A 20,112-nucleotide genomic window follows, 5' to 3' on the forward strand; every position below is an offset into this window, starting at 1 on the left:
TGATTAGGAGGCACATAAATGAAGGGTTTTGACTATCTACAAACAGAATTAGATGAAATGAAAGAACAAGGTACGTTTCGTAAGTTAATACCAATTGAATCAGAACAAGGCTCAAAAGTAGTCATTAACGGAAAAGAAGTCATTCAATTGTCATCAAACAACTACTTAGGCTTAACCTCACACCCCAGATTACGAAAGGCAGCTCTTGAAGCAGTTGAAAAATTTGGTGCTGGTACAGGTTCAGTACGAACGATTGCAGGAACATTCAGCATGCACAATGAGCTAGAGCAAAAGCTTGCAACATTTAAGCATACTGAAGCAGCTCTTGTATTTCAATCAGGTTTCACAACGAACCAAGGTGTACTTTCTTCAATATTAACAAAAGAAGATGTGGTAATCTCTGATGCGTTAAATCATGCATCAATTATTGATGGAATTCGTCTAACAAAAGCTGCCAGAAAAGTTTATAATCACGTTGATATGAAAGATTTAGAAAGAGCCTTAAAAGAGTCTCAAGAATTCCGAGTTAGAATTATTGTCACGGATGGTGTGTTCTCGATGGATGGAAACATTGCACCACTTCCTGAAATCGTAGAGCTTGCTGAAGAATACGATGCTCTCATAATGGTTGACGATGCCCATGCTTCAGGTGTTCTAGGCGAAAACGGCCGAGGAACTGTCAATCATTTCGGTTTAGACGGACGAGTTCATATTCAAGTAGGTACTTTAAGTAAAGCAATTGGAGTACTAGGCGGATATGTAGCGAGTACTCGTACACTCATTGATTATCTAATCCATAAAGGTAGACCATTTCTTTTTAGTACTTCACATCCACCAGCAGTTACAGCTGCATGCATTGAAGCGATTGATGTATTACTAGAAGAACCTGAATTAATTGATACACTGTGGGATAATGCTAAATTCTTTAAAAAAGGGTTAGCTGAGCTTGGATTTAATACAGGAGTAAGTGAGACGCCTATAACGCCTGTTATTGTGAGTGATGACGCTCTTGCACATCAGTTTTCAGATAAGCTCTTACAGTATGGTGTATTTGCTCAAGGAATTGCATTCCCAACTGTAGCAAAAGGCCAAGCACGTGTGCGTACAATCGTTACAGCTCAACATACGAAGGAAGAACTTCAAGAGGCATTAGATATTTTTGAAAAAGCCGGAAAAGAATTGTCAATTATCTAATTTACATTGAGAACACTGTTAAATAACAGTGTTCTTTTTTTACGTCCTTTTTAATGACTATTAATAGGAAAATCCAAAGTAGTAGGAATAATCTTCAATAAGTGGTAAACATTATAAATACTCATCCTGTTTAATAAATGAGGTGTATTGGTTGATTTTTAAAAAAAGTGAACAGGAGTCTAAATTGATTATCGGGGCAATTCTTATCATAATCATATATCTCTCACCTCTATTTCTTTTAGGTGACAATGCCCACATTCGGGTACATGATAATTTAGACTCGAATTTAACGTGGTACAAAGTTCTAGCTGAAAGCGGCGAAATCTTCGGGGATGTTGATTCTACGATACCTCAAATTATAAACGGGTTACCGCGAAACGCACTTGGAACAGAATACAGTGTGATTGTTTGGTTATATGCTTTGTTTCCCACTATGATTGCATATGGTTTGAGTCAAACAATTGCGAGGTTTGTTGCCTTTATTGGCATGTATCTCCTGTTAAACGGACACTTTATCCAAGATAGAAAATACGCAATTATTAGGGTTGGTGTATCCTTAGCATTTGCACTTACTCCTTTTTGGCCCTCTGGTATGCTTAGCACTTTGGGGATGCCTTTGGCTCTATGGGCATTTCTAAATATAAGAAATGGAAAAAAATCGTGGAAGAATTACTTGGTTCTTACTTTGCTACCTCTCTATTCAAGTTTTGTTTTAGGGTTTTTCTTTTTTATCGTGGCTGTCGGTGTTTTTTGGTTAGTGGATCTTATTAAATATAAAAGTCTAAACATCCGATTTCTTTTGTCAATTATTTATATGACACTTCTTTTTATGCTTGTCGAATATAGACTTGTCCATTCCTTTCTTTTCTCCAATATAGCGAATAGTCGGGATGATTATTTTCACGCAAGATTATCATTATGGAGGGTTATTCGATTAACATTTAAGAATTTTATCTTGGGACATACACATGTTATGACAGTTCATGGGTTATTTATTTTACCGGTTTTGCTATTTGCAGTCTATTTAATTATAAGTAAACGATTATGGTTTCGAGAGAAACTCTTCATTACAGTGCTTGCTTTAAACTTCTCTCTTTCACTATGGTATGCATTTTGGTTTTATAAAGGATGGGTACCACTTACAGAGAGATTCCATTTTCTAGATACGTTTAATTTTGCTCGTTTTCATTTTCTTAGGCCCCTACTAATTTATCTAGGTTTTGCGCTTGGATTAAAAATAATATGGGATCAATACGAAAAGTTCAAATCGCTCGTCCTTATATTTATTATTGCACAGCTTCTTCTGCTTGGAGCATTTAATGACGAGTTCGTTTATCAAAATAAACCTTCTGTAAAAGAATTTTATGCGGAAGAATTGTTTAAAGAAATTAAGGAATACATAAATTTACCTCTAAAAGATTATCGGGTTGCAAGTATCGGAATTCATCCTGCTGTTGCCCAGTACAATGGGTTTTATACTCTGGATACATACAATAACTTTTATCCTCTTCACTACAAATACGCATTTCGTAAAATTATCGAGAAGGAACTTGCTAAAAATAAGACAATTAAAACCTATTTTGATGAGTGGGGTGGACGGTGTTACATTTTTTCGAGTGAGATTGGCAAACATTATATGTTTAAGAAAACTTCAAAAAAACATTTGGAAAACCTTCAACTTAATATTGAACCATTTAAAGAGCTGGGTGGTCAGTATATCTTTTCTGCTGTGCCTATCGATAACGCCAGTGAAAATCGATTAGTTCTAGAAGGGATTTTTGAATCAAACGAAGCAGCATGGGAAATTTATTTATACAAGGCAATGTGAAAGTGGAGGGATCTTTGATGAATGAACCTGTTTTAACAATCGTAGTACCCTGTTATAACGAAGAAGAAGTCATAAAAGAAACAATTTCACAACTTCATAAATTAACAATCGAACTGATTTCCGAACGCTTAATTTCGAATGCTAGTAAAATTCTTTATGTTGACGATGGAAGCAAAGATCAAACATGGAAAATAATCTATAAAGAAAGTTTAACAAAGGAAACGACGAAAGGTTTAAGACTCTCTAAAAATGTTGGACATCAGAACGCTCTTTTAGCTGGACTTTTAGCTGCAAAGGATGCTTCTGACTGTGTGGTGTCGATTGATGCTGACCTACAAGACGACATTGCTGTGATCCGCAACCTTATCGAAAAATTCCGAACTGGGTATGATGTTGTTTATGGAGTGAGGAAAAAACGTGAAACAGATACTGTTTTTAAAAGATGCACGGCACAAGGTTTTTATAAGTTAATGAGAAAAATGGGTGTTAATCTTGTTTTTAATCATGCTGATTTCAGGTTAATGAGTAAACGGGCAATTCAAGAACTTGAGAGGTTTGAAGAAGTGAATCTGTTTCTACGAGGAATTGTTCCCCTAATAGGCTTCCATTCAACTTTTGTGTATTACGACCGGAAGGAAAGATTAGCAGGTGAAACAAAGTATCCACTAAAAAAAATGCTAGCCTTTGCTTTTGACGGGATTACTTCTTTTTCGATTACTCCAATCCGTTTTGTTTTATTAATAGGATCTTTATTTTTTTTCGTAAGTGGGTTATTTGGAATTTATTTTCTTTCACTCAAATTTTTAGGTACAACTGAGTTAGGTTGGACATCTCTTATTACGTCAATTTGGTTAATAGGTGGATTACAGTTAATGGCAATAGGCTTAATTGGTGAATACATAGGAAAGACCTATTTAGAGTCGAAGCATCGACCCAAATTTATCGTTGATATTGACATGTTTAATTTATCACATACATTAGAAAAGGACTTCATAGGGAAAAATGATGATTATTATGACTTGGATATTCGTAAACTACCTGAAACCAACTAAAACGTTTCTTATGTTTTTAGTAGTAGGTATCGTAAACACATTGATTGGACTATTTACTGTTTTTCTCTTAATGAATGTCTTTGGGTGCTCGTATTGGATTTCGACTTTAGTTGGAATAGTGGTCGGTGGTTTAGTAAGTTTTTTTCTAAATCGGTTGGTTACGTTTCATAGCAAAGCCGCAATTCATAAAGTGTTTTTCAGCTTTATCCTTTTAATTTGTTTTTGTTATATTTGTTCATTTTCTAGTGGTGAATTAATTGCTAGTTTGATCTACTCTCATATCTATTATATAGGCTTAGATGAAAAGAATTTGGCTGTAATTGTGGGTTCAGGGATCTACACAATCTTAAACTATCTAGGTCAAAAATATATTATTTTTCCTAGATGAAGAGCTCCCGCCTATTTTATGATTTTTGAGGATAGGATGTGAGAAAAGAGGGAAAATAAATGTGAATAAGAGAAACGTTGAAGGGAAGGATCTCATATGTCTATGCTGTGGTTTGATAGAATTAGTGCCGAGCTTCAAGACCATCTTACATCAATTTGTGAGAAATATGACCAATCTGGTAATATGTCGATTGACAGAGCGTCAAAACACCCTAGAATTGATTTTTTCCTTGAAATGGAGAACATGGAAGAGCGGGAATATTTCAGTACACTTTCATTTGATCCAAAGAATGAGGAATTCTATGTTGAAACTTTTGATTATGAAGTAGGGCAACTCTCAAGGCTTATGCTTCCCGATATAGAAGAAATCATCGACACTATACATGATCATTTACATGACTATTTAAATGAAGAAGAAATGGACGTTACAGCAGAAGAATTTTTTGAGGAAATTGAAGTGGAATGGGAAACACCAGAAGTAACGGCAGTCGCTTATAAAGATGAAGTTGAAATCACCTATCAGTTTGGAATATTAAAGGATACAGGTGATGGTGTATTAAGAAGAATTAGCCGACTTACAACCGAAGAAAATGAAATTATTAAGGACGAAAATAGCCTCATCTTCTCAAGAGAAGAAGCGAGCACGATCATTGCGATGATTGCTAGTCATATGGAATCTTTGACAGACTTAGCTAGCTATGAATAAGAGTGTTTAAAAAGGGTGTTGATTTTAATAAATCAACACCCTTTTTTTAGATTATCACCAGAATTTATATAATTTTAGACTTACTATGCGTTTCTGAATCCAGCACCAGCGCCTAGGAGTCTGTCCGGTGAAACGATTTTTGTTAATATTTATCCAACACAACTCATAATTCGGTTGTAATAGCGTATAAAATTGAGAGTTTTGAATAAAAATTCATCTATTTCATTCCGTCGGACAGACTCCTAGCCCCACTATGTCATCAGTTAATTATAGATCTTAGGCTAAACCCGATTGACTTTTATCGTTCTTTTTCTTTTTAAATTTACTCATGATAACAGCGACAAATCCAATAATCCCTACGAACAACAAGCTTACATAGAAACCAGGACGTATGGATTTCTCTAATAAAGTTCCACTAACTGCACTAAAAATTAATAATAAACCTACACATGCAAAAAATTTCCCCATGAACTTTAATTTTAAAATTTTAAACGAGGAAATGATGATAAAGAACCAGTTGTATAGAAGCAAAATACCTGCTGCTGTTGTGATATACTCATACGTTTTGTCTGGTAAAAGTAGTGCTGTAATAATTGAAACTAACAAGCCAACTGCTCCTAGTCCAAGAGATGGTAATGGTAAGCTTTTTAGTTTTTTTATCTTTTTTGCGAACAAAGAAGGAGCATCTCCGTCTTCTGCTAAAGTAACCAGCAAATTGGTCACTCCAAACAATGAAGCTGTCATTGTTGAAAAACCAGCGATTATTATTGCCCCATTAAACACATGAGGGAAAAAAGCGAGCTTGTAGTCTGCTAAAGCGGTAACAAAGGGACTTTCTTTTTCATGAAAAGAATCAATTGAAACCATCGTTACGGCTAGTCCGAGTGAAACGACATAAACAATAGCTAATGCAAGCAACATTATACTCCCAGCCTTAGGCGCATCTTCTTTTTTCTTAAGTTGCATCGCCATAAGCCCAATTACTTCAATTCCTCCATAAGCATAAAAAGCATAAATAAGGGATGACCAAAATCCTTTAAATCCCTCAGGGAAAAGTTCAGTTGTTTTATTAGGAAATGACAATTGCTTAGCATCAACGTGAAACAAACCAAAAATGGCGGCTATAGCAAGAATAATAAACATCACAATCGCTGCAAATTTTATAACAGCAAGAATATCTTCAATTTTGTCAAACCCGTTCGTACCTGTTAAAACCACTAATATAGAAACAATTGCGTATCCAGCAGCAAAAAGCCATAAAGGCACATTTTGAAACCAAAACCGTGAAAGAATGGATAGTGCTGTTAGCTGACTACCCATAATCAATATATTTGAACACCAATAATTCCAGCCGCAACTAAAACCAGCCCAATTTCCATAAGCTTTTTTAGCATAATAGTAAAACGAGCCTTTTTGTGGATACTCAGCCGTCATTTTTGCTAAAACATTAAAGACAATATATGTACCGATAGCTGCTAAGATAAATGAAAAGACGATTGAAGGACCTGTGATTGCTACTCCAATACTGGATCCTAAAAAATACCCCGTTCCAATGGTACAGCCGATACCCATCAAGGATAGCTGCCACCACTTTAAATTCCCTTCACTTGAACTACTGTTCGATTCTTGACCAGAACCACCAGGACTACAGTTCACTTTACTCATAGAAGTTTCACCTCTTAGAACCTATTGTGTGAAAAAGTTGAACTGATTATGTATTTATGGACAGGATTAAAAGACGTATAAACGCTGGTGAAATAAAAGAAAGAAGACGGAATGTCTTCTTTCTAACCTACCTTAGACTAACCTTACCATCTATGAGCCTTAGCGTTACTTTGTAATTTAATGGTCATTTGGGAAATTTGAGTATGTCCATTAACTTGAGACTTTGAACGTTTAGGTCTTGTCCAATTATGGTGAAACAGTTGAGAATGTGGATCTAAATGATCTTTATAGCTCATTCGTCATCACCTCATAGTTAGGATAGGTAATACTAAAATATTTTGATACTCTCAGGAAAGAATATCATTTATAAGTATTTGATTTGATCAACAAAAAGATGCATCCATAAAATATTCCAAAATGCAAACTCAGTACATGTTTGTATGTTTTTTTTTAAAAGGGGTAAAGTAATTACAAAATGTGAAGGAGGGGTTTAAATGGATAGCACAAATAAATTTGTAGAAAAACTACACGTCAAACAAGATAAAGCAGAAAAAAATAAAAGAACGCAAGGTAATGGAAATCCTGGTAAGAAGTTGCCCAATAAAGTGCACAAATAGCAGATAACTAACAAAGTAATTGATAAGAGAGTGAATCTGAGGATTTGACTTTACTGGGAGAATCAAAAAAACCTGAAAATCTATTTGATTTTCAGGTTTTTTTAAATTAAAAATCAAAAAGAGAACAGCCATCTGAATTAATTGTCTTTTTTATCCTCATCTTGGATATCTTCTGCATCTTCTATTGGATCTTCTGGATCTTTATCCTTATCCTTTTCATCATCTTGATTAATCGTATCGTTTTCATCAACGCCAGGCATTTCATTTTCAGGATCTGTATCGCCATTGAGATCATTTGTATCATTCAAATCTTCATCTACCTGATTTTGATCTTCTTCAGGGGGTGCAGGATCCTGATCAGCGTTACAGCCCACTAACATCATAGCAGATAAAAATGTACCTGTTAGCATGAGAAACCACTTTTTATTCATGGTAAGTCCCCTTTCTTAATTCTAATAATGACCATCTGGTCTTTGCTTATCATTCCTCGTATGAAAGAAAGTATACGTTATTTATACCATCTCACACTAAAAATTATATTCCAAGAACCAAAAATAAAAGATACCTCCCAATTAAGATCAGAAGGTATCTCCGAAAGGAGCATGAAATTTTGGTCTCATGCTGTGTCTAGTTTGTTCACTCTCTATTAAATATATTCCTATTTTTTGTGTGTATTTAACGGTTATTTTCAAAGAATGTATACGCTTCCTTCCTGTAATTCCTTGTGCATAAGGTAATCCCCTTAATTTTCCATTCTCATTTTACATAAATACCATGAAAAAAGAAACAATACATTTGTAAGTATATAAAAGAAAGAAGGAATCTAAATGACAGTCGGAAATCAAGTAAAGACAACTCTAGCAAGTTTAAAAAGTGCGCAAGCTAGTTTCGAAACCTTTTCACTTGGCACTGATAATGAACAAGCGAAACAGCTTTACCAACAAGCAGCTCAACAAACTCAAGCCATTGTTGACAGTATCTCTCCACGTCTTCAACAAATCGAACAAGAAGAACCTCAATACAAAGAATAATAAAGTTATAAAAAAGGGTGGTTGATTCAATCAACCTTTTTTATACTTCAATTTATGGATAGAAACGGAGGTGCGATCCCATGAATAAGAGAGTAAACATCGGTCTTTTTTTAATAGTGATTATCGGACTTGTATCAGGATGTGCCGGAAATCAGAATCAGTTTGCCACTACCAATGATGCAAATATCGTAAAGGTACATACAAGCAAGCCTATCGATCAATCTGTTGCAAATCAAGCAAAAGAAAAGGTAATAAAAGAAGAAGAGATTTCAGGTGTAAAGGCTGTGAATACAGATAAGGAGCTGTTATTGGCAGTAAAAGTTAACCAATTTGATCGGTTTCGATTAAAGAAAATCGAAAAGAAAGTGAAATCAGACTTAGAAAAAGCATACCCCGATCATAAAATTGAAGTTTCAACTGATTCAAAAATGTATTTGGAACTAGAACAATTAGAACAAAAATTACAAAAAGATAAGACAAATATGAAAACATTAAAAAAAGAATTCGACAAAATCAAAAGCCTAATGAAGGAAAAAGCGTGATGGAAGTAGGGTGGAGACATGTCAAACGAGCAAAAGAAACTATTAACACCTGTACAACAGGAGTATCAAACCCTTGAAAATCAACTAGAAACAAAAAGACCGGTATTTAAGAATTGTATAAAAGCTTTTTTAACGGGTGGACTCATTTGTTTTATCGGACAGGCCATTCAAATGTTTTATATCTATTATTTTGATTTTACAGACCAAACAGCTGGGAATCCAACGGTTGGAACCTTAATTTTCATTTCAATGCTTCTTACAGGCTTTGGAGTCTATGATCGAATCGCACAATTTGGAGGGGCAGGTTCTGCTGTTCCGGTTACCGGATTTGGAAATGCTGTTATATCAGCTGCGATTGAACATCGAACCGAAGGGTTTGTGTTAGGTGTGGGTGGAAATATGTTTAAATTAGCTGGCTCCGTGATTTTGTTTGGTGTCTTTTCTGCGTTTGTGATAGCTACGATTAAAACGATTCTTATTCAGTGGGGTGGATTGTAATGCTAATGGGTCATCGCACTTGGATCTTTGATCAAAAACCCGTCATTATCTCTACCGGAACGGTGGGCGGACCGTTTGAGGCAGACGGACTACTTGCAGATGATTTTGATCTCCTTCATTCCGATTTATGGTTAGAACAAGATTCTTATGAGAAAGCCCATAAAGTTCTTATTGAGGAAGCCTGTCAAAGAGCAATTGAAAAAGCAGGTCTTCAAAAGGAGCAAATTCAGTTTTTCCTTGGAGGAGACCTTATTAATCAGATTACTCCGACAAGTTTTGCTTGCCGGACACTCGGGACACCTTATCTTGGATTGTTTGGTGCCTGTTCGACCTCAATGGAAGGACTGGCTCTGGGTGCCTATCTTGTTAATACAAAAGGAGCCAATTATTTGTTAACGGGTGCTTCCAGTCATAATACTGCGGTTGAAAAACAGTTTCGTTATCCGACTGAATACGGTGGACAAAAACCGCCTACTGCACAATGGACGGTGACAGGTGCAGGAGTTGCTTTGTTAAGTCAGACGGGAGAAGGACCACGTGTTACCTCGGCTACGATTGGCCGTGTCATTGATATGGGCATGACAGATCCTTTTAATATGGGAGGGGCGATGGCTCCGGCAGCTGTCGATACGATTGAGGCTCATTTAAACGAGAGAAATCTTGATCCATCTTATTATGATTTGATTGTAACCGGGGACCTTGGTCAAATTGGACACGAAGTTTCCCTAGATTTATTTAAAAAACATGGAACACCAATACGTAAAGAAAACTTTCAGGACTGTGGGATGATGATTTACCGGGAAGGGCAGCCAGTACTAGCAGGAGCTAGTGGGGCGGGTTGTTCAGCAACGGTTGTTTATGGTCATTTGTTAAACCGTATGAAGAAAGGTGAATTTAAACGAATATTAGTTGTAGCGACAGGGGCTTTATTGTCTCCGTTAAGCTTTCAGCAAAGTGAAACGATTCCTTGTATCGCTCATGCGGTGTCGATTGAATACGGAGGTGAATAACGATCATGATTTTCTTTTGGGCTTTTGTTGTTGGTGGGTTGATTTGTGTCGTCGGACAAATTATGTTTGATGTGTTTAAACTTACACCTGCACATACATTAAGTACGTTCGTTGTCATTGGTGCCATTCTTGACGGGTTTGGTCTATACGAACCATTTATCGATTTTGCAGGAGCAGGAGCTACGGTTCCAATTACAAGTTTCGGAAATTCCCTCGTACATGGGGCGATGGCTGAAGCAGAAAAACATGGGTTAATCGGAGTCATTTCGGGGATGTTTGAAGTAACAAGTGCCGGTATATCAGCTGCGATTATTTTTGGTATGATTGGGGCTTTGATATTTAAACCAAAAGGATAAGGATGATACAAGATGACAGTCGCATCACAAGTTAAGCAATCTCTAGCCAGTCTTAAAGGCATTGAATCTGATTTATCAAGTTTGGCACTACGGACGCAAGACACAGAATCGAAGCGAACTTTACACGAGACCATGATGGTCGTCCATGAAGTCATAACGGATTTAAAAAAAAGAGTTGGAGAATTGGAACGAGAAGAACCCCAATACGAAGGCTTTTAAATAAACAATTCTTTTACAGGAGGTGTTAGCAATGCCTGATTGGTTGGATGTAGTCGTGCGGTCACTATTGTTTGTTGTTGTGCTCTTTTTCATCACAAAATGGTTAGGTAAAAAGCAACTTTCCGAACTTTCTTTCTTTGAATATGTTACTGGTATTACAATTGGAAGTATAGGAGCAGAAGTTGTCATGGGACTTGAACGGAACATGTTTCACGGGGTAATCGGAATTGTGATCTTCGCGGCAATGCCCTTTTTAGCCGGTCTACTTTCCTTAAAAAGCAAAGGCGTTCGTGAATTTATAGAAGGAAAAGCAACTGTTTTTATTAAAGATGGGAAAATCATGGAGGATAATTTAAAAAAGGAAAAATACACAACCGATGAGTTGTTGGAATTGCTTCGAAAGAAGGATGTCTTTAAAGTAGCCGATGTGGAATTTGCGTTATTAGAGCCAACTGGGGATTTAAGCGTATTGCTAAAGAAAGAAAACCAACCTTTGACCGCTAAGGATATGAATTTGACTGTTGCTCCGATTAAGGAACCTCAGACCGTAATTATGGATGGGGAAATATTGGACGAACCGCTATCCACGAGTGGAAGAAACAGAGGTTGGTTAAAAACCGAAATGGAAAAACTAGGTGTCACCATTGAAAATGTCTTTCTTGGACAGGTGGATTCTTACGGGCAATTAACCATTGACCTTTTTGATGATAAACTTAAAGTTCCATCTCCTCAAGAAAAACCTTTAGTTTTCGCTACAATGAAAAAATGCCAGGCGGACTTAGAGCTGTTTGCTCTTGGAACAGAAGCAGAGGAAGCCAAGCATATGTATAGTAAAAACAGTAAAAAATTACAAGAAGCCATTGATAAAATGACCCCCATTTTAAGAGGATAATTATTGTTTATTTTCATTGTGATGCAGATCAAAAACGAGGTGAAAGATAGAGGCCGTTTCCAGCAAGCTTATGATCAGCATCAGAGTGGAAACAAATGTAAATGAAATTATTAAAGAAAACGAAAACAATAATTCAAATCAAGAAAAAATTGTAGCTGTACTATGGTTTAGTTTTGCTTTACTTTGGAGGAAACATAACTTTTATAACTTTATCTAGTTTATAAATATATTACATAATAGGAAGAATAATCCATTATAGATGTAGGCCCAATTTGTACAGTTTCCATGTGTAGAGATTACGACGAACCTCAAAAAAGTATAGGAAATCTACATGAAAATTGTTTTATATAATAAAGAGGTAGGGAAAAGAATATGCATAACATTCGTGATGTAGATGTAGTTATTGTGGGAGCAGGATTAGCGGGATTAGCTGCAGCATTAGAATTGAAAAAGAAAAACTATTCTTTTATGGTAATTGAAGCTCGAAATCGTTATGGCGGTAGACTTCATAGTATTAAAACAGATGAAGGTGTTACCATTGACTTAGGTGCCCAATGGGTTGGCACCAATCATAAGAGATTAAAACGCTTAATTGCTGATTTTGGTCTGCATACAACACCTACATACACGAAAGGTAAAACAATATTTCAAGTTTGTGGGAAGAAAAGAAATGGGAAAGGTGAGATTCCACCACTTTCACCGATTGGACTTTTGGATATGTTAAACTTGAAGAGGAAAATAAACAATCTGATAAAGCAAATTCCGGCAGAAACACCATGGACATCCCCTGTCGCCCATGAGTTGGATAAACAAACGATAGATAGTTTTATTCAGACCAATATGTTTAGTCAAGAGGGGCGTTCCTTCTACGGGATGGTAGTAGAGGAAGCCCTTTGTGCAAAATTGTATGAGGTTTCTGCATTAAATTTATTATGGTCTATAAAAACAACAGGTTCAGGTAACTATTTGCTAGAAGCAGAGAATGAGTGGATTGTCGAAGGGGCACAGGTCCTTGCCGAACGGATTGCAGAATCACTAGGTAACAGTATTGTCTATCATTCACCTGTAGAACAAATCATTTATGATAAAGACTTTGGAATCGTACATACAGCAAATAACTGCTGGAAAGCTCAAAGAGTTATTATTGCAATTCCTCCAAATCTTTCAGCACGAATCAAATTTTCTCCACCACTACCAGCGCAACGTGTCCAGCTAAGTGATCGAGCAGGATTGGCCTCGGTTACAAAAATGATATTTGTTTATGAACAACCATTTTGGCGAAAAGATGGACTTAATGGAAAAGTTTATTCAGATCAGGCACCTGTTCAATTAATAATGGATAGTTCTCCACCACACGGACGTAAAGGTGTATTAACTGTACTCATTTCAGGTGAGTGCGCACGGTTAATGGGTACTTTGGAAGCGAGTAACAGACAACAAGAGGTAATAAAGGCTTTAGTTTATTTCTTTGGGTCGAAAGCAAGTCATCCTCAATCAGTATATGAAAAAAATTGGTCTGAAGATGAATGGACACGTGGTGGCTATGGTACCCATTTTGCAACAGGAGTACTAACTCAGTTTGGGACGGCACTATCTGAACCAGTCTCATCGCTTTATTGGGCTGGAACCGAAACAGCAACAGAATGGAGAACGTACATGGAGGGAGCGGTACAATCAGGTCAAAATATAGCCGTTGAGGTGATCAGCACGATACGTTAAAGTTGCTAGTTGTGTTGACGTAATTTAGTTAATTTCTATGAAGATAATCCAGAGTTATTTCCCTTTTTTTTAGAGAAGCGCTAGTTAAGGAAGGCATATTATCTATTTAAACTCATAAAACGATAACTTCATTATGTTAGATTTTTTATGAGTTTTGAAGTGATAATTGCCATGAGTATTGTATTACTTATCATTCCAATTAACATCTCTGATGCTGCTATAGAATTCGAGAATATACCTATTGAAGTGATATCTCCATATCCTGTCGTTGTAAAAGTTGTAATACTATAATATAGAAAGTCATTACCAGAAAGATGATCACCTGAAAAGCTAAAGGCTTTTTTGCCTTTAATTAAATAAATAAGGTAATATAAATTTGAATATGTAAGTAAGATTAAGCTTAAAAGTAGACTAGACCCTAGGCATATATTTATTAAACGTGCATCTGTAGTAGGTATTAAGATGATAAATTCAATTAACAGATACAAACAAATGATAAAAACAAGTAAAAGTAGTACACACAAAATGTAAATCCAAAATTCTCGATTAGATCCTAAAAATGAATTTGCTATAAGCAATCCCGCTACCATGAAATTTAGAAATAGATATATATATAATTTTTCTTTATTAAATTCCCTCATAAGAAATCGCTTCTGCATAATTACTCCTATATTTGTTATTAATCTTATCTTCTCCATTTAATAAAATTGAATTCAAATTTAAATTAGAAAGTGAAAAAACTATATTCCCTAATTTATAAAAATGTTCACTGGTGTGAAGTAGTTGATCTATATTTACAATTGTTATGGTGGGACCCATTCATCTGCACTTGCAGTTGCAACAAGTAATATTTTCAATTACATCACCCACTGTTCCCTTAGTGTGATTCAATAAACGCCTTCGTGTTTTTTGTTAGCGTGAAGAAACGGTTCGGCCGTTTGAATAACTCTGATATAACTAACGTACACTAGATCTCTTCGAAACAACAAAAAGGGAAACGACATTTTAACGATTCCCATATATAATAGTGGCTAATTCTAATTAGTTTTGTAGACATGAATTTCATTAAACCTATTCACTATAAGTTTTTTATTGATCTTAATCCTCGCTATTATTATTTAATTGGGAATTTGTCACTATTTTTAGTTCACCTGTTCCTCGAATGATTTTACTTATAAATATTTTTTCGGGTTCGAAAATTGTAAGTAAATAGTTTATTGCATCTTCCGGATCAATATTCTCTCCACATGTGTATCCATCGATTGCAGCAAACCCTTTCTCAGGATAGGTATGAATTGATAGATGACTTTCGGATAATAAAATGAAAACCGAGGCCCCGTACGGATCAAATGTTTTATACTCAATAGCTAATATAGTAGCTCCACTTTTTTTAGCCGCTTTGTACATATGCTCTTTCAAGAATTCAATATCATTAATTCTATTAAATTCGACACCCCAAACATCAGCAAGTACATGTCTTCCGAATGTTTTGTATTCCACAATAGTGTCCCCTTTCAATCTGTTTTAATAGAATATGTTATTTATGCTTTAAATGATATAAATCAACTAGCTATTATTAAAAATATCCATTTATTCACTATCGTGATATGTAACAATAAATGGCATTTGTCTATTAATAATAGATGCCTATATCTTATAAGGCTACACCATAAAAAGGGTCACATAGGTAGGTCATTCAATAAATGGTTGAACTGGTATTCATACAAACTTACTTAAGAAAGTTACTGTAATGTTCCATTCTAAATAGTAGGGGGTGGAATGAGGGGGATTTCAATGATGAATATTTCGCTTTTGTAACGATGTTAGTGTGATCGCTTTTACGAGGTGGAAATCAAACGATAAATCAGGAAGTGATGACTTTCTAAAAGTAGTTGTTGATCATGATGGTATGTACTGGCTTCTTGATAACGAATCGATCAAAATAAAATTGTTAATGTCAATATGGAAAAGCCTCTTTCAGATGAAAGAGACTAATCTTGTATGGTTACGTAGTTTAAAAACCTATACATTGAATTTCTATTAGGATTTAAAGTCCGGATCTTCATAAAGATGTGCAACCCAGCCTGAAGCATCAATAAACAAACGAACGGCCACAACTTGACGGTTTTCCATTAAAGTAAAGAAATGAGGGATGTTAACCGGAACAGAAATCACATCTCCAGCAGACAATTCTACATCGAAATAACCGGAATCACCCTTGATGGTAAAAATCCCATTTCCTGCAGTGATGGCACGAACTTCATCTTCGGTATGAACATGTACCTGTTCAAACTTTTTAAGAAGTTCGTCTAAATTAGGCGTTGCATCGGATAATGCAACAATGTCCCATTCTTTGTAACCACGTCGCTTTGCAAGAGAGCTAACTTCGGAATCAAAGATGCTAAGAATTTCTTGTTTTTTCTCATCAGAAAGTAGAAAAATATCACGAAGATCATTGGGGAGCTTTTCCATATCCCAATGTTCGTAAAGAACTCCTTGTTCATCCAAAAAGCTTTGAACCTCTTGTTCTTGTGTTAATCTTTTATTTGTGTTACGCATCCGAATTGTTGCCATAATAATTTCTCCTTTTTAAAAGATTTATAAGTTTTGATTAAAATTTTTGTAGAAAAAACTTTTTAATTTGATATTCAAATAGAAATTCAAATGCCTCTAAATGGCGTTTAGCAGTAAAGTCACTATTCCCCCATACATAGATTCCGTGGTTGCGGATTAATACCCCTGGAACTCCAGGTTGAATAACTCTACCGATTTCTTCTGCTAATTTAGGAATACAAGAAAAATTCTCTATAATTGGTACTGATATAGAAGCATCTTCTTTCCATAAATCAAATGCTTTAATCATTTCTTGTTTCATGAAGGTAACTTTTCCTTGATCACCGTAAAGATCCGAAATGAGATTATTATAAATCGTATGGACATGAAAAACTGCTTGACAATTTGGGATTAATTTATAAATAGCAGTATGAACCAAAGTTTCTGCAGAAGGTTTTAAGGTGGAAGGGAATACAAGATTTCCATCCAAATTAACTAATAGAAAATCCTCTGGAGTATGAACCGATTTGTCTTTCCCACTAGAGGTTATTGCGATAATAGGCTGATTCTGCTCTATTGAGGAACATTTTATACGAACGGACATGTTCCCGCTCGTTGCTGGAAACCACCCTTTTTGCGATAGGGTTCCTTTAACAGTTTGCAATGTATTAAAGGTCTGTTGAATTGCTTCAATTGTAATTTTTTCAAAATTATTATTTGCTGCTATAGGTTATCACCACGCTTATTAGTCATTTCGTTTAATATTTTGATCACATCGAAAAACGAATCAAATTCTTTATGAGGAAGAGACTGCTCTTTGCATTTTTGTAAAAGAAAATCTCTTGCAATAACAAGTTCAGCCAATTTGGCAACTGCTAAATCTGTGATACTATCTCCAATTACAATTTTCATATAACCGTTACTTGGTTTACACATTCCGCAATCGTTGCTGCATTGTGCATCACAAGGAAAAGGCCATAGAATTCTGATTTGTTTGCTTCTAAAATCGCATGAATTGCAATAGATATCTTGTTTTGAAATAGGATAATGGGACAATATAGGGAAAACGAAAAAGTCAATTCCTCCACTAGTAATAAAAAGACGAATATTGTTATCTTGGCAATATTGAATAAATCTATTAAAACCTGGTCGAATTTCTGCTTGTTTTATAGCGTAATTAGTGAGTTCCTCTTGGTAAGATGTGGGTAATAGATAAAACATGCGTCCTACACCTTCTCGAACACTAATTCGACTAGTCATAATATCATTCTTAATCGTTTCCCAACCAGGAGGATTAAAATACTTCATAATATTGATGATGGTGTCACTTTTCGTGATAGTTCCATCAAAATCGCAAAAAATGGCAATCTTTTTAAGTGTGCCCACGTTCATAAGACACCCCATTTGTTAATAGCCGAATGGAGTTCCCCAGAATCTTCTGCTGCTTCCGCAAGCGTTCGACCTGAAACAACTGCTTGAACCGCATCAGAAAATGCTTTTCCTCCAGCTGAAGTTCCTTGAGGATGCCCGTGAATACCTCCCCCAGCATTAATAATGAAATTCTCTCTAAAATCGCGATATAGTGCTGGAACAAGACCTGGATGAATTCCTGCAGAAGGTGTTGGAAAAGCTGGACGATGAATATTGTTTGGGCATCTAAGTTGTTTTGCTATATTCAGAGCCTCATCTTGTGGCATCGCTACAGAACCATAAGGAGAGGGGTATAGAACAATGTCGGCACCTGACAAACGCATTAATTTACCTAGAAGCAACGGAGCAGATAGCCCATAGTAAGGTGATGGATAAAACGAACCGGTAAAGGCTGGATGTGCCACAATCGGAATATTGATATCAGGATCTGCGGCTATTCGGTGGAGGATATCAAAACCATATGGAGCCACATTCAATAACAAACAAGTTGCTCCCGAGTTTGATAAATGTTTTGCTTGTTCAACAAGTTGAGTAACTGGCCCGGTTAGATTTACTGCATAAAGTACTTTTTTTTCGGTTTTTTCTTTATGGTGTTGATTTCGTTTTTCAAAAGTACCTATTCGTTTCAACACGGGTGCATAATCATCCCGAAAGTAAATCTCATCATCTTTTATTAGGTCCACATGTCCATCGATTTGGTTTTGATATTCTTTTTCTAGTTCATGAATAGGAAGACCGATACATTGTTTAAAGATACTCATTAGTAATGGACGGCCGTGAACTCCTAACAACCTTCTGACTCCATCAATACCGAAACGTGGACCTGGAAATTGCGTTAGAAGAGAGTCTGGTATGTGCAAATCTATTAATTTAATCTGACCGTCCATTGATAATTTACCAAAGACTGTTGTAAGAATAGAGGGAATATCCGGATTCATATTAACAAGTGGGTAACCGATCATTAATAAAGCCTTAGGTATTTCATTTGAATTGTGATTTAGCACTTTTACATCGATTACTTTCCCTAAATGAGGTATCATCTGTTCTTTTTTTACTTTTGGAAGATCTGTCCAGCTGCCGACTGTAAGTCCTACAGCGATATCTTGTGCTTTCTTGTGAAAATTAAGATTACCATGAACTAAGTAGGATGCAACAACATAACCCTGATCGTTTGTCAAAATATTTCACCTCCTGAAAATAATGTGTTTAGAAAGTTTTAAAAGATAGATAATTTAGAAATTCGTTGCACAGCTTCCCGTATGCGTTTCTCATCAGTAAGTAATCCAATTCGAACATATCCCTCTCCACACTGACCAAATCCGACTCCTGGAGCAACAACAACTTTGGCTTTTTCTAATAAGGTGTCAGCAAAATGGCTTGATGTGTATCCTTTTGGAACAGGCAGCCAGGCAAAGAAGGATCCTTCAGGAAGTGGAGCATTCCAATTTAGTTTTTTTAGTTCTTCAAAAAAGGCATTGCGCCGTAATTCGTAAGTGTCAACAAGTAATTGGACACATTCTTGTGATGAGGTCAAGGCTGTTATAGCCGCATCTTGAATCCCTCCGAACAAGCTAACAAAATAGTGGTCTTGGAGTTCATTGATTAGGCGAATCAGCTTTTGGTTACCTAGAGCGAATCCAACCCGCCATCCTGCCATATTATAGGTTTTTGATAGCGTATAAAATTCGATACCAACATCCCTGGCACCCGGACGTGATAAATAACTAATAGGTTTGTACCCGTCGAAACCGATTGCCCCATATGCAAAATCATGGGCTATGATAATATTGTTTTTCTCCGCAAAGGAAATGGCTTTATCAAAGAAGGCACTAGTCGCACAAGCTCCTGTCGGATTTGAAGGGTAATTAAGAAACATTAATTTTGTATGTTGGCATTGTGAAGGTGTAACTTTTGAAAAATCGGGGAAAAATCCATTGGTAGAATGCAAAGACATAGGGACCATCTCAGCACCTGCAAGGGCAATTCCTGAACAATAATCGGGATATCCTGGGTCAGGAACGAGAGCCATATCACCTGGATTCAGCAAAATTTGTGATAGCTGTATGAGTCCGGTTTTTGTTCCAAATAATATGGCTACTTCCTTCTCCGGATCTAATGTAACTCCATGTTCGGTTCGATACCAATTACATATAGCTTCCTTCAGTTCTATTTTTCCTGAAAAAGGCGGATATTTATGATTAATTGGATTTTCCACAGCCTTCTGTAATGAGTAGACAATATGAGCGGGGGTAGGGAGGTCTGGATTGCCTTGTCCTAGATTAATAACATCATAACCCTCGTTGATAACCCTATTTACTTTTCCCACTAATGTCGAGAAAAATTGATTGGGCAGGCGATTCATTTGTTTAGAGGCTTTAATTTTAAAATTGTTATTTTGGATAATTAATCACC

Annotated in this window: 24 protein-coding genes; 14 read left to right on the forward strand and 10 right to left on the reverse strand. The window is 36.0% G+C overall.

Going from position 1 to position 20,112, the window contains the following annotated elements:
* Positions 1 to 18 precede the first annotated feature (18 nt).
* The 5 genes from ACFFIX_RS07960 to ACFFIX_RS07980 all read left to right on the forward strand — a co-directional run bounded on the left by ACFFIX_RS07960 (position 19) and on the right by ACFFIX_RS07980 (position 5,167).
* Positions 19 to 1,194 (forward strand): glycine C-acetyltransferase, encoded by a 1,176-nt coding sequence (locus ACFFIX_RS07960; RefSeq protein ID WP_378932296.1) that lies wholly within the window; start codon positions 19 to 21, stop codon positions 1,192 to 1,194.
* 151 nt (positions 1,195 to 1,345) lie between these two features.
* Entirely contained in the window at positions 1,346 to 3,022 is a 1,677-nt protein-coding gene (locus ACFFIX_RS07965) for a DUF6044 family protein (RefSeq protein WP_378932297.1), read from the forward strand.
* Positions 3,023 to 3,039: 17 nt separating this feature from the next.
* Positions 3,040 to 4,074, forward strand: coding sequence for a glycosyltransferase family 2 protein (locus tag ACFFIX_RS07970; protein ID WP_378932298.1), 1,035 nt, complete (start codon positions 3,040 to 3,042; stop codon positions 4,072 to 4,074).
* Positions 4,037 to 4,462 carry a GtrA family protein gene (locus ACFFIX_RS07975; RefSeq protein ID WP_378932299.1) on the forward strand — a complete coding sequence of 142 codons (426 nt, stop codon included), beginning with the start codon at positions 4,037 to 4,039 and terminating at the stop codon, positions 4,460 to 4,462. Before ACFFIX_RS07970 ends, ACFFIX_RS07975 begins: the two co-directional genes overlap by 38 nt.
* Positions 4,463 to 4,558: 96 nt before the next feature.
* Positions 4,559 to 5,167: a hypothetical protein gene (locus ACFFIX_RS07980; protein WP_378932300.1), complete on the forward strand. Its 609-nt coding sequence runs from the start codon at positions 4,559 to 4,561 to the stop codon at positions 5,165 to 5,167.
* 276 nt (positions 5,168 to 5,443) lie between these two features.
* On the opposite strand, the gene ACFFIX_RS07985 is transcribed toward ACFFIX_RS07980, so the two are convergent.
* Together ACFFIX_RS07985 and ACFFIX_RS07990 are read right to left on the reverse strand one after the other, a co-directional pair.
* Positions 5,444 to 6,832 carry an amino acid permease gene (locus ACFFIX_RS07985; RefSeq protein ID WP_378932302.1) on the reverse strand — a complete coding sequence of 463 codons (1,389 nt, stop codon included), beginning with the start codon at positions 6,830 to 6,832 and terminating at the stop codon, positions 5,444 to 5,446.
* A gap of 143 nt (positions 6,833 to 6,975) precedes the next feature.
* A complete protein-coding gene (locus tag ACFFIX_RS07990) occupies positions 6,976 to 7,128 on the reverse strand; it encodes a YpzG family protein (RefSeq protein ID WP_378932303.1) in 153 nt (50 codons plus the stop codon).
* A gap of 198 nt (positions 7,129 to 7,326) precedes the next feature.
* Between ACFFIX_RS07990 and ACFFIX_RS07995 the strand changes: the two genes are divergently transcribed.
* Positions 7,327 to 7,449, forward strand: a complete 123-nt coding sequence (locus ACFFIX_RS07995) for a DUF4023 domain-containing protein (RefSeq protein ID WP_378932304.1) — start codon at positions 7,327 to 7,329, stop codon at positions 7,447 to 7,449.
* A 137-nt stretch (positions 7,450 to 7,586) separates the two neighbouring features.
* On the opposite strand, the gene ACFFIX_RS08000 is transcribed toward ACFFIX_RS07995, so the two are convergent.
* On the reverse strand, positions 7,587 to 7,880 hold the full coding sequence (locus ACFFIX_RS08000) for a hypothetical protein (protein WP_378932306.1): 294 nt from the start codon (positions 7,878 to 7,880) through the stop codon (positions 7,587 to 7,589).
* Between the two features lie 396 nt (positions 7,881 to 8,276).
* On the opposite strand from ACFFIX_RS08000, the gene ACFFIX_RS08005 reads away from it, so the two are divergent.
* From ACFFIX_RS08005 to ACFFIX_RS08040, 8 genes are all read left to right on the forward strand, one after another.
* Positions 8,277 to 8,480 (forward strand): DUF1657 domain-containing protein, encoded by a 204-nt coding sequence (locus ACFFIX_RS08005; RefSeq protein ID WP_378932308.1) that lies wholly within the window; start codon positions 8,277 to 8,279, stop codon positions 8,478 to 8,480.
* An 80-nt stretch (positions 8,481 to 8,560) separates the two neighbouring features.
* Positions 8,561 to 9,022: a YhcN/YlaJ family sporulation lipoprotein gene (locus tag ACFFIX_RS08010; RefSeq protein WP_378932310.1), complete on the forward strand. Its 462-nt coding sequence runs from the start codon at positions 8,561 to 8,563 to the stop codon at positions 9,020 to 9,022.
* A gap of 18 nt (positions 9,023 to 9,040) precedes the next feature.
* The gene (gene spoVAC / locus ACFFIX_RS08015) at positions 9,041 to 9,520 is read left to right on the forward strand and encodes a stage V sporulation protein AC (protein WP_378932311.1); all 480 of its coding nucleotides are present in this window, start codon (positions 9,041 to 9,043) and stop codon (positions 9,518 to 9,520) included.
* Positions 9,520 to 10,530, forward strand: coding sequence for a stage V sporulation protein AD (gene spoVAD / locus ACFFIX_RS08020; protein ID WP_378932313.1), 1,011 nt, complete (start codon positions 9,520 to 9,522; stop codon positions 10,528 to 10,530). Before spoVAC ends, spoVAD begins: the two co-directional genes overlap by 1 nt.
* A 5-nt stretch (positions 10,531 to 10,535) precedes the next feature.
* Complete coding sequence (gene spoVAE, locus ACFFIX_RS08025; protein WP_378932315.1) at positions 10,536 to 10,886, forward strand: stage V sporulation protein AE; 351 nt, start codon at positions 10,536 to 10,538, stop codon at positions 10,884 to 10,886.
* A 12-nt stretch (positions 10,887 to 10,898) separates the two neighbouring features.
* Positions 10,899 to 11,105, forward strand: a complete 207-nt coding sequence (locus ACFFIX_RS08030) for a DUF1657 domain-containing protein (RefSeq protein ID WP_378932317.1) — start codon at positions 10,899 to 10,901, stop codon at positions 11,103 to 11,105.
* 31 nt (positions 11,106 to 11,136) lie between these two features.
* Positions 11,137 to 11,997 (forward strand): DUF421 domain-containing protein, encoded by an 861-nt coding sequence (locus ACFFIX_RS08035; RefSeq protein WP_378932319.1) that lies wholly within the window; start codon positions 11,137 to 11,139, stop codon positions 11,995 to 11,997.
* Positions 11,998 to 12,369: 372 nt separating this feature from the next.
* Positions 12,370 to 13,716 carry a flavin monoamine oxidase family protein gene (locus ACFFIX_RS08040; RefSeq protein ID WP_378932321.1) on the forward strand — a complete coding sequence of 449 codons (1,347 nt, stop codon included), beginning with the start codon at positions 12,370 to 12,372 and terminating at the stop codon, positions 13,714 to 13,716.
* 131 nt (positions 13,717 to 13,847) lie between these two features.
* On the opposite strand, the gene ACFFIX_RS08045 is transcribed toward ACFFIX_RS08040, so the two are convergent.
* The 7 genes from ACFFIX_RS08045 to ACFFIX_RS08075 all read right to left on the reverse strand — a co-directional run bounded on the left by ACFFIX_RS08045 (position 13,848) and on the right by ACFFIX_RS08075 (position 20,104).
* On the reverse strand, positions 13,848 to 14,414 hold the full coding sequence (locus ACFFIX_RS08045) for an ion channel (RefSeq protein ID WP_378932322.1): 567 nt from the start codon (positions 14,412 to 14,414) through the stop codon (positions 13,848 to 13,850).
* 400 nt (positions 14,415 to 14,814) lie between these two features.
* Positions 14,815 to 15,216 carry an adenosylmethionine decarboxylase gene (gene speD, locus ACFFIX_RS08050; RefSeq protein ID WP_378932324.1) on the reverse strand — a complete coding sequence of 134 codons (402 nt, stop codon included), beginning with the start codon at positions 15,214 to 15,216 and terminating at the stop codon, positions 14,815 to 14,817.
* Positions 15,217 to 15,756: 540 nt separating this feature from the next.
* Positions 15,757 to 16,290 carry an acireductone dioxygenase gene (gene mtnD / locus ACFFIX_RS08055; protein ID WP_378932325.1) on the reverse strand — a complete coding sequence of 178 codons (534 nt, stop codon included), beginning with the start codon at positions 16,288 to 16,290 and terminating at the stop codon, positions 15,757 to 15,759.
* Between the two features lie 37 nt (positions 16,291 to 16,327).
* Positions 16,328 to 16,996: a methylthioribulose 1-phosphate dehydratase gene (gene mtnB, locus ACFFIX_RS08060; RefSeq protein ID WP_378932437.1), complete on the reverse strand. Its 669-nt coding sequence runs from the start codon at positions 16,994 to 16,996 to the stop codon at positions 16,328 to 16,330.
* Complete coding sequence (locus ACFFIX_RS08065) at positions 16,993 to 17,655, reverse strand: 2-hydroxy-3-keto-5-methylthiopentenyl-1-phosphate phosphatase (RefSeq protein WP_378932327.1); 663 nt, start codon at positions 17,653 to 17,655, stop codon at positions 16,993 to 16,995. Before ACFFIX_RS08065 ends, mtnB begins: the two co-directional genes overlap by 4 nt.
* 2 nt (positions 17,656 to 17,657) lie before the next feature.
* Complete coding sequence (locus ACFFIX_RS08070) at positions 17,658 to 18,878, reverse strand: 2,3-diketo-5-methylthiopentyl-1-phosphate enolase (RefSeq protein WP_378932329.1); 1,221 nt, start codon at positions 18,876 to 18,878, stop codon at positions 17,658 to 17,660.
* 38 nt (positions 18,879 to 18,916) lie between these two features.
* Complete coding sequence (locus ACFFIX_RS08075) at positions 18,917 to 20,104, reverse strand: pyridoxal phosphate-dependent aminotransferase (RefSeq protein ID WP_378932439.1); 1,188 nt, start codon at positions 20,102 to 20,104, stop codon at positions 18,917 to 18,919.
* Positions 20,105 to 20,112 lie beyond the last annotated feature (8 nt).

Source organism: Metabacillus herbersteinensis, assembly GCF_042433335.1.
Taxonomy (GTDB): Bacteria; Bacillota; Bacilli; order Bacillales; family Bacillaceae; genus Metabacillus; species Metabacillus herbersteinensis.

Coding starts and splice junctions, on each gene's coding strand:
- ACFFIX_RS07960 (WP_378932296.1), top strand. CDS start 19: ATGAAGGGTTTTGACTATCTACAAACAGAATTAGATGAAATGAAAGAA.
- mtnD (WP_378932325.1), bottom strand. CDS start 16,290: ATGGCAACAATTCGGATGCGTAACACAAATAAAAGATTAACACAAGAA.
- ACFFIX_RS08010 (WP_378932310.1), top strand. CDS start 8,561: ATGAATAAGAGAGTAAACATCGGTCTTTTTTTAATAGTGATTATCGGA.
- spoVAD (WP_378932313.1), top strand. CDS start 9,520: ATGCTAATGGGTCATCGCACTTGGATCTTTGATCAAAAACCCGTCATT.
- ACFFIX_RS08005 (WP_378932308.1), top strand. CDS start 8,277: ATGACAGTCGGAAATCAAGTAAAGACAACTCTAGCAAGTTTAAAAAGT.
- spoVAC (WP_378932311.1), top strand. CDS start 9,041: ATGTCAAACGAGCAAAAGAAACTATTAACACCTGTACAACAGGAGTAT.
- ACFFIX_RS08000 (WP_378932306.1), bottom strand. CDS start 7,880: ATGAATAAAAAGTGGTTTCTCATGCTAACAGGTACATTTTTATCTGCT.
- ACFFIX_RS07995 (WP_378932304.1), top strand. CDS start 7,327: ATGGATAGCACAAATAAATTTGTAGAAAAACTACACGTCAAACAAGAT.
- ACFFIX_RS08040 (WP_378932321.1), top strand. CDS start 12,370: ATGCATAACATTCGTGATGTAGATGTAGTTATTGTGGGAGCAGGATTA.
- ACFFIX_RS08035 (WP_378932319.1), top strand. CDS start 11,137: ATGCCTGATTGGTTGGATGTAGTCGTGCGGTCACTATTGTTTGTTGTT.
- spoVAE (WP_378932315.1), top strand. CDS start 10,536: ATGATTTTCTTTTGGGCTTTTGTTGTTGGTGGGTTGATTTGTGTCGTC.
- ACFFIX_RS07980 (WP_378932300.1), top strand. CDS start 4,559: ATGTCTATGCTGTGGTTTGATAGAATTAGTGCCGAGCTTCAAGACCAT.
- ACFFIX_RS07970 (WP_378932298.1), top strand. CDS start 3,040: ATGAATGAACCTGTTTTAACAATCGTAGTACCCTGTTATAACGAAGAA.
- ACFFIX_RS08045 (WP_378932322.1), bottom strand. CDS start 14,414: ATGGAGAAGATAAGATTAATAACAAATATAGGAGTAATTATGCAGAAG.
- ACFFIX_RS07990 (WP_378932303.1), bottom strand. CDS start 7,128: ATGAGCTATAAAGATCATTTAGATCCACATTCTCAACTGTTTCACCAT.
- ACFFIX_RS08030 (WP_378932317.1), top strand. CDS start 10,899: ATGACAGTCGCATCACAAGTTAAGCAATCTCTAGCCAGTCTTAAAGGC.
- ACFFIX_RS07975 (WP_378932299.1), top strand. CDS start 4,037: ATGACTTGGATATTCGTAAACTACCTGAAACCAACTAAAACGTTTCTT.
- ACFFIX_RS07985 (WP_378932302.1), bottom strand. CDS start 6,832: ATGAGTAAAGTGAACTGTAGTCCTGGTGGTTCTGGTCAAGAATCGAAC.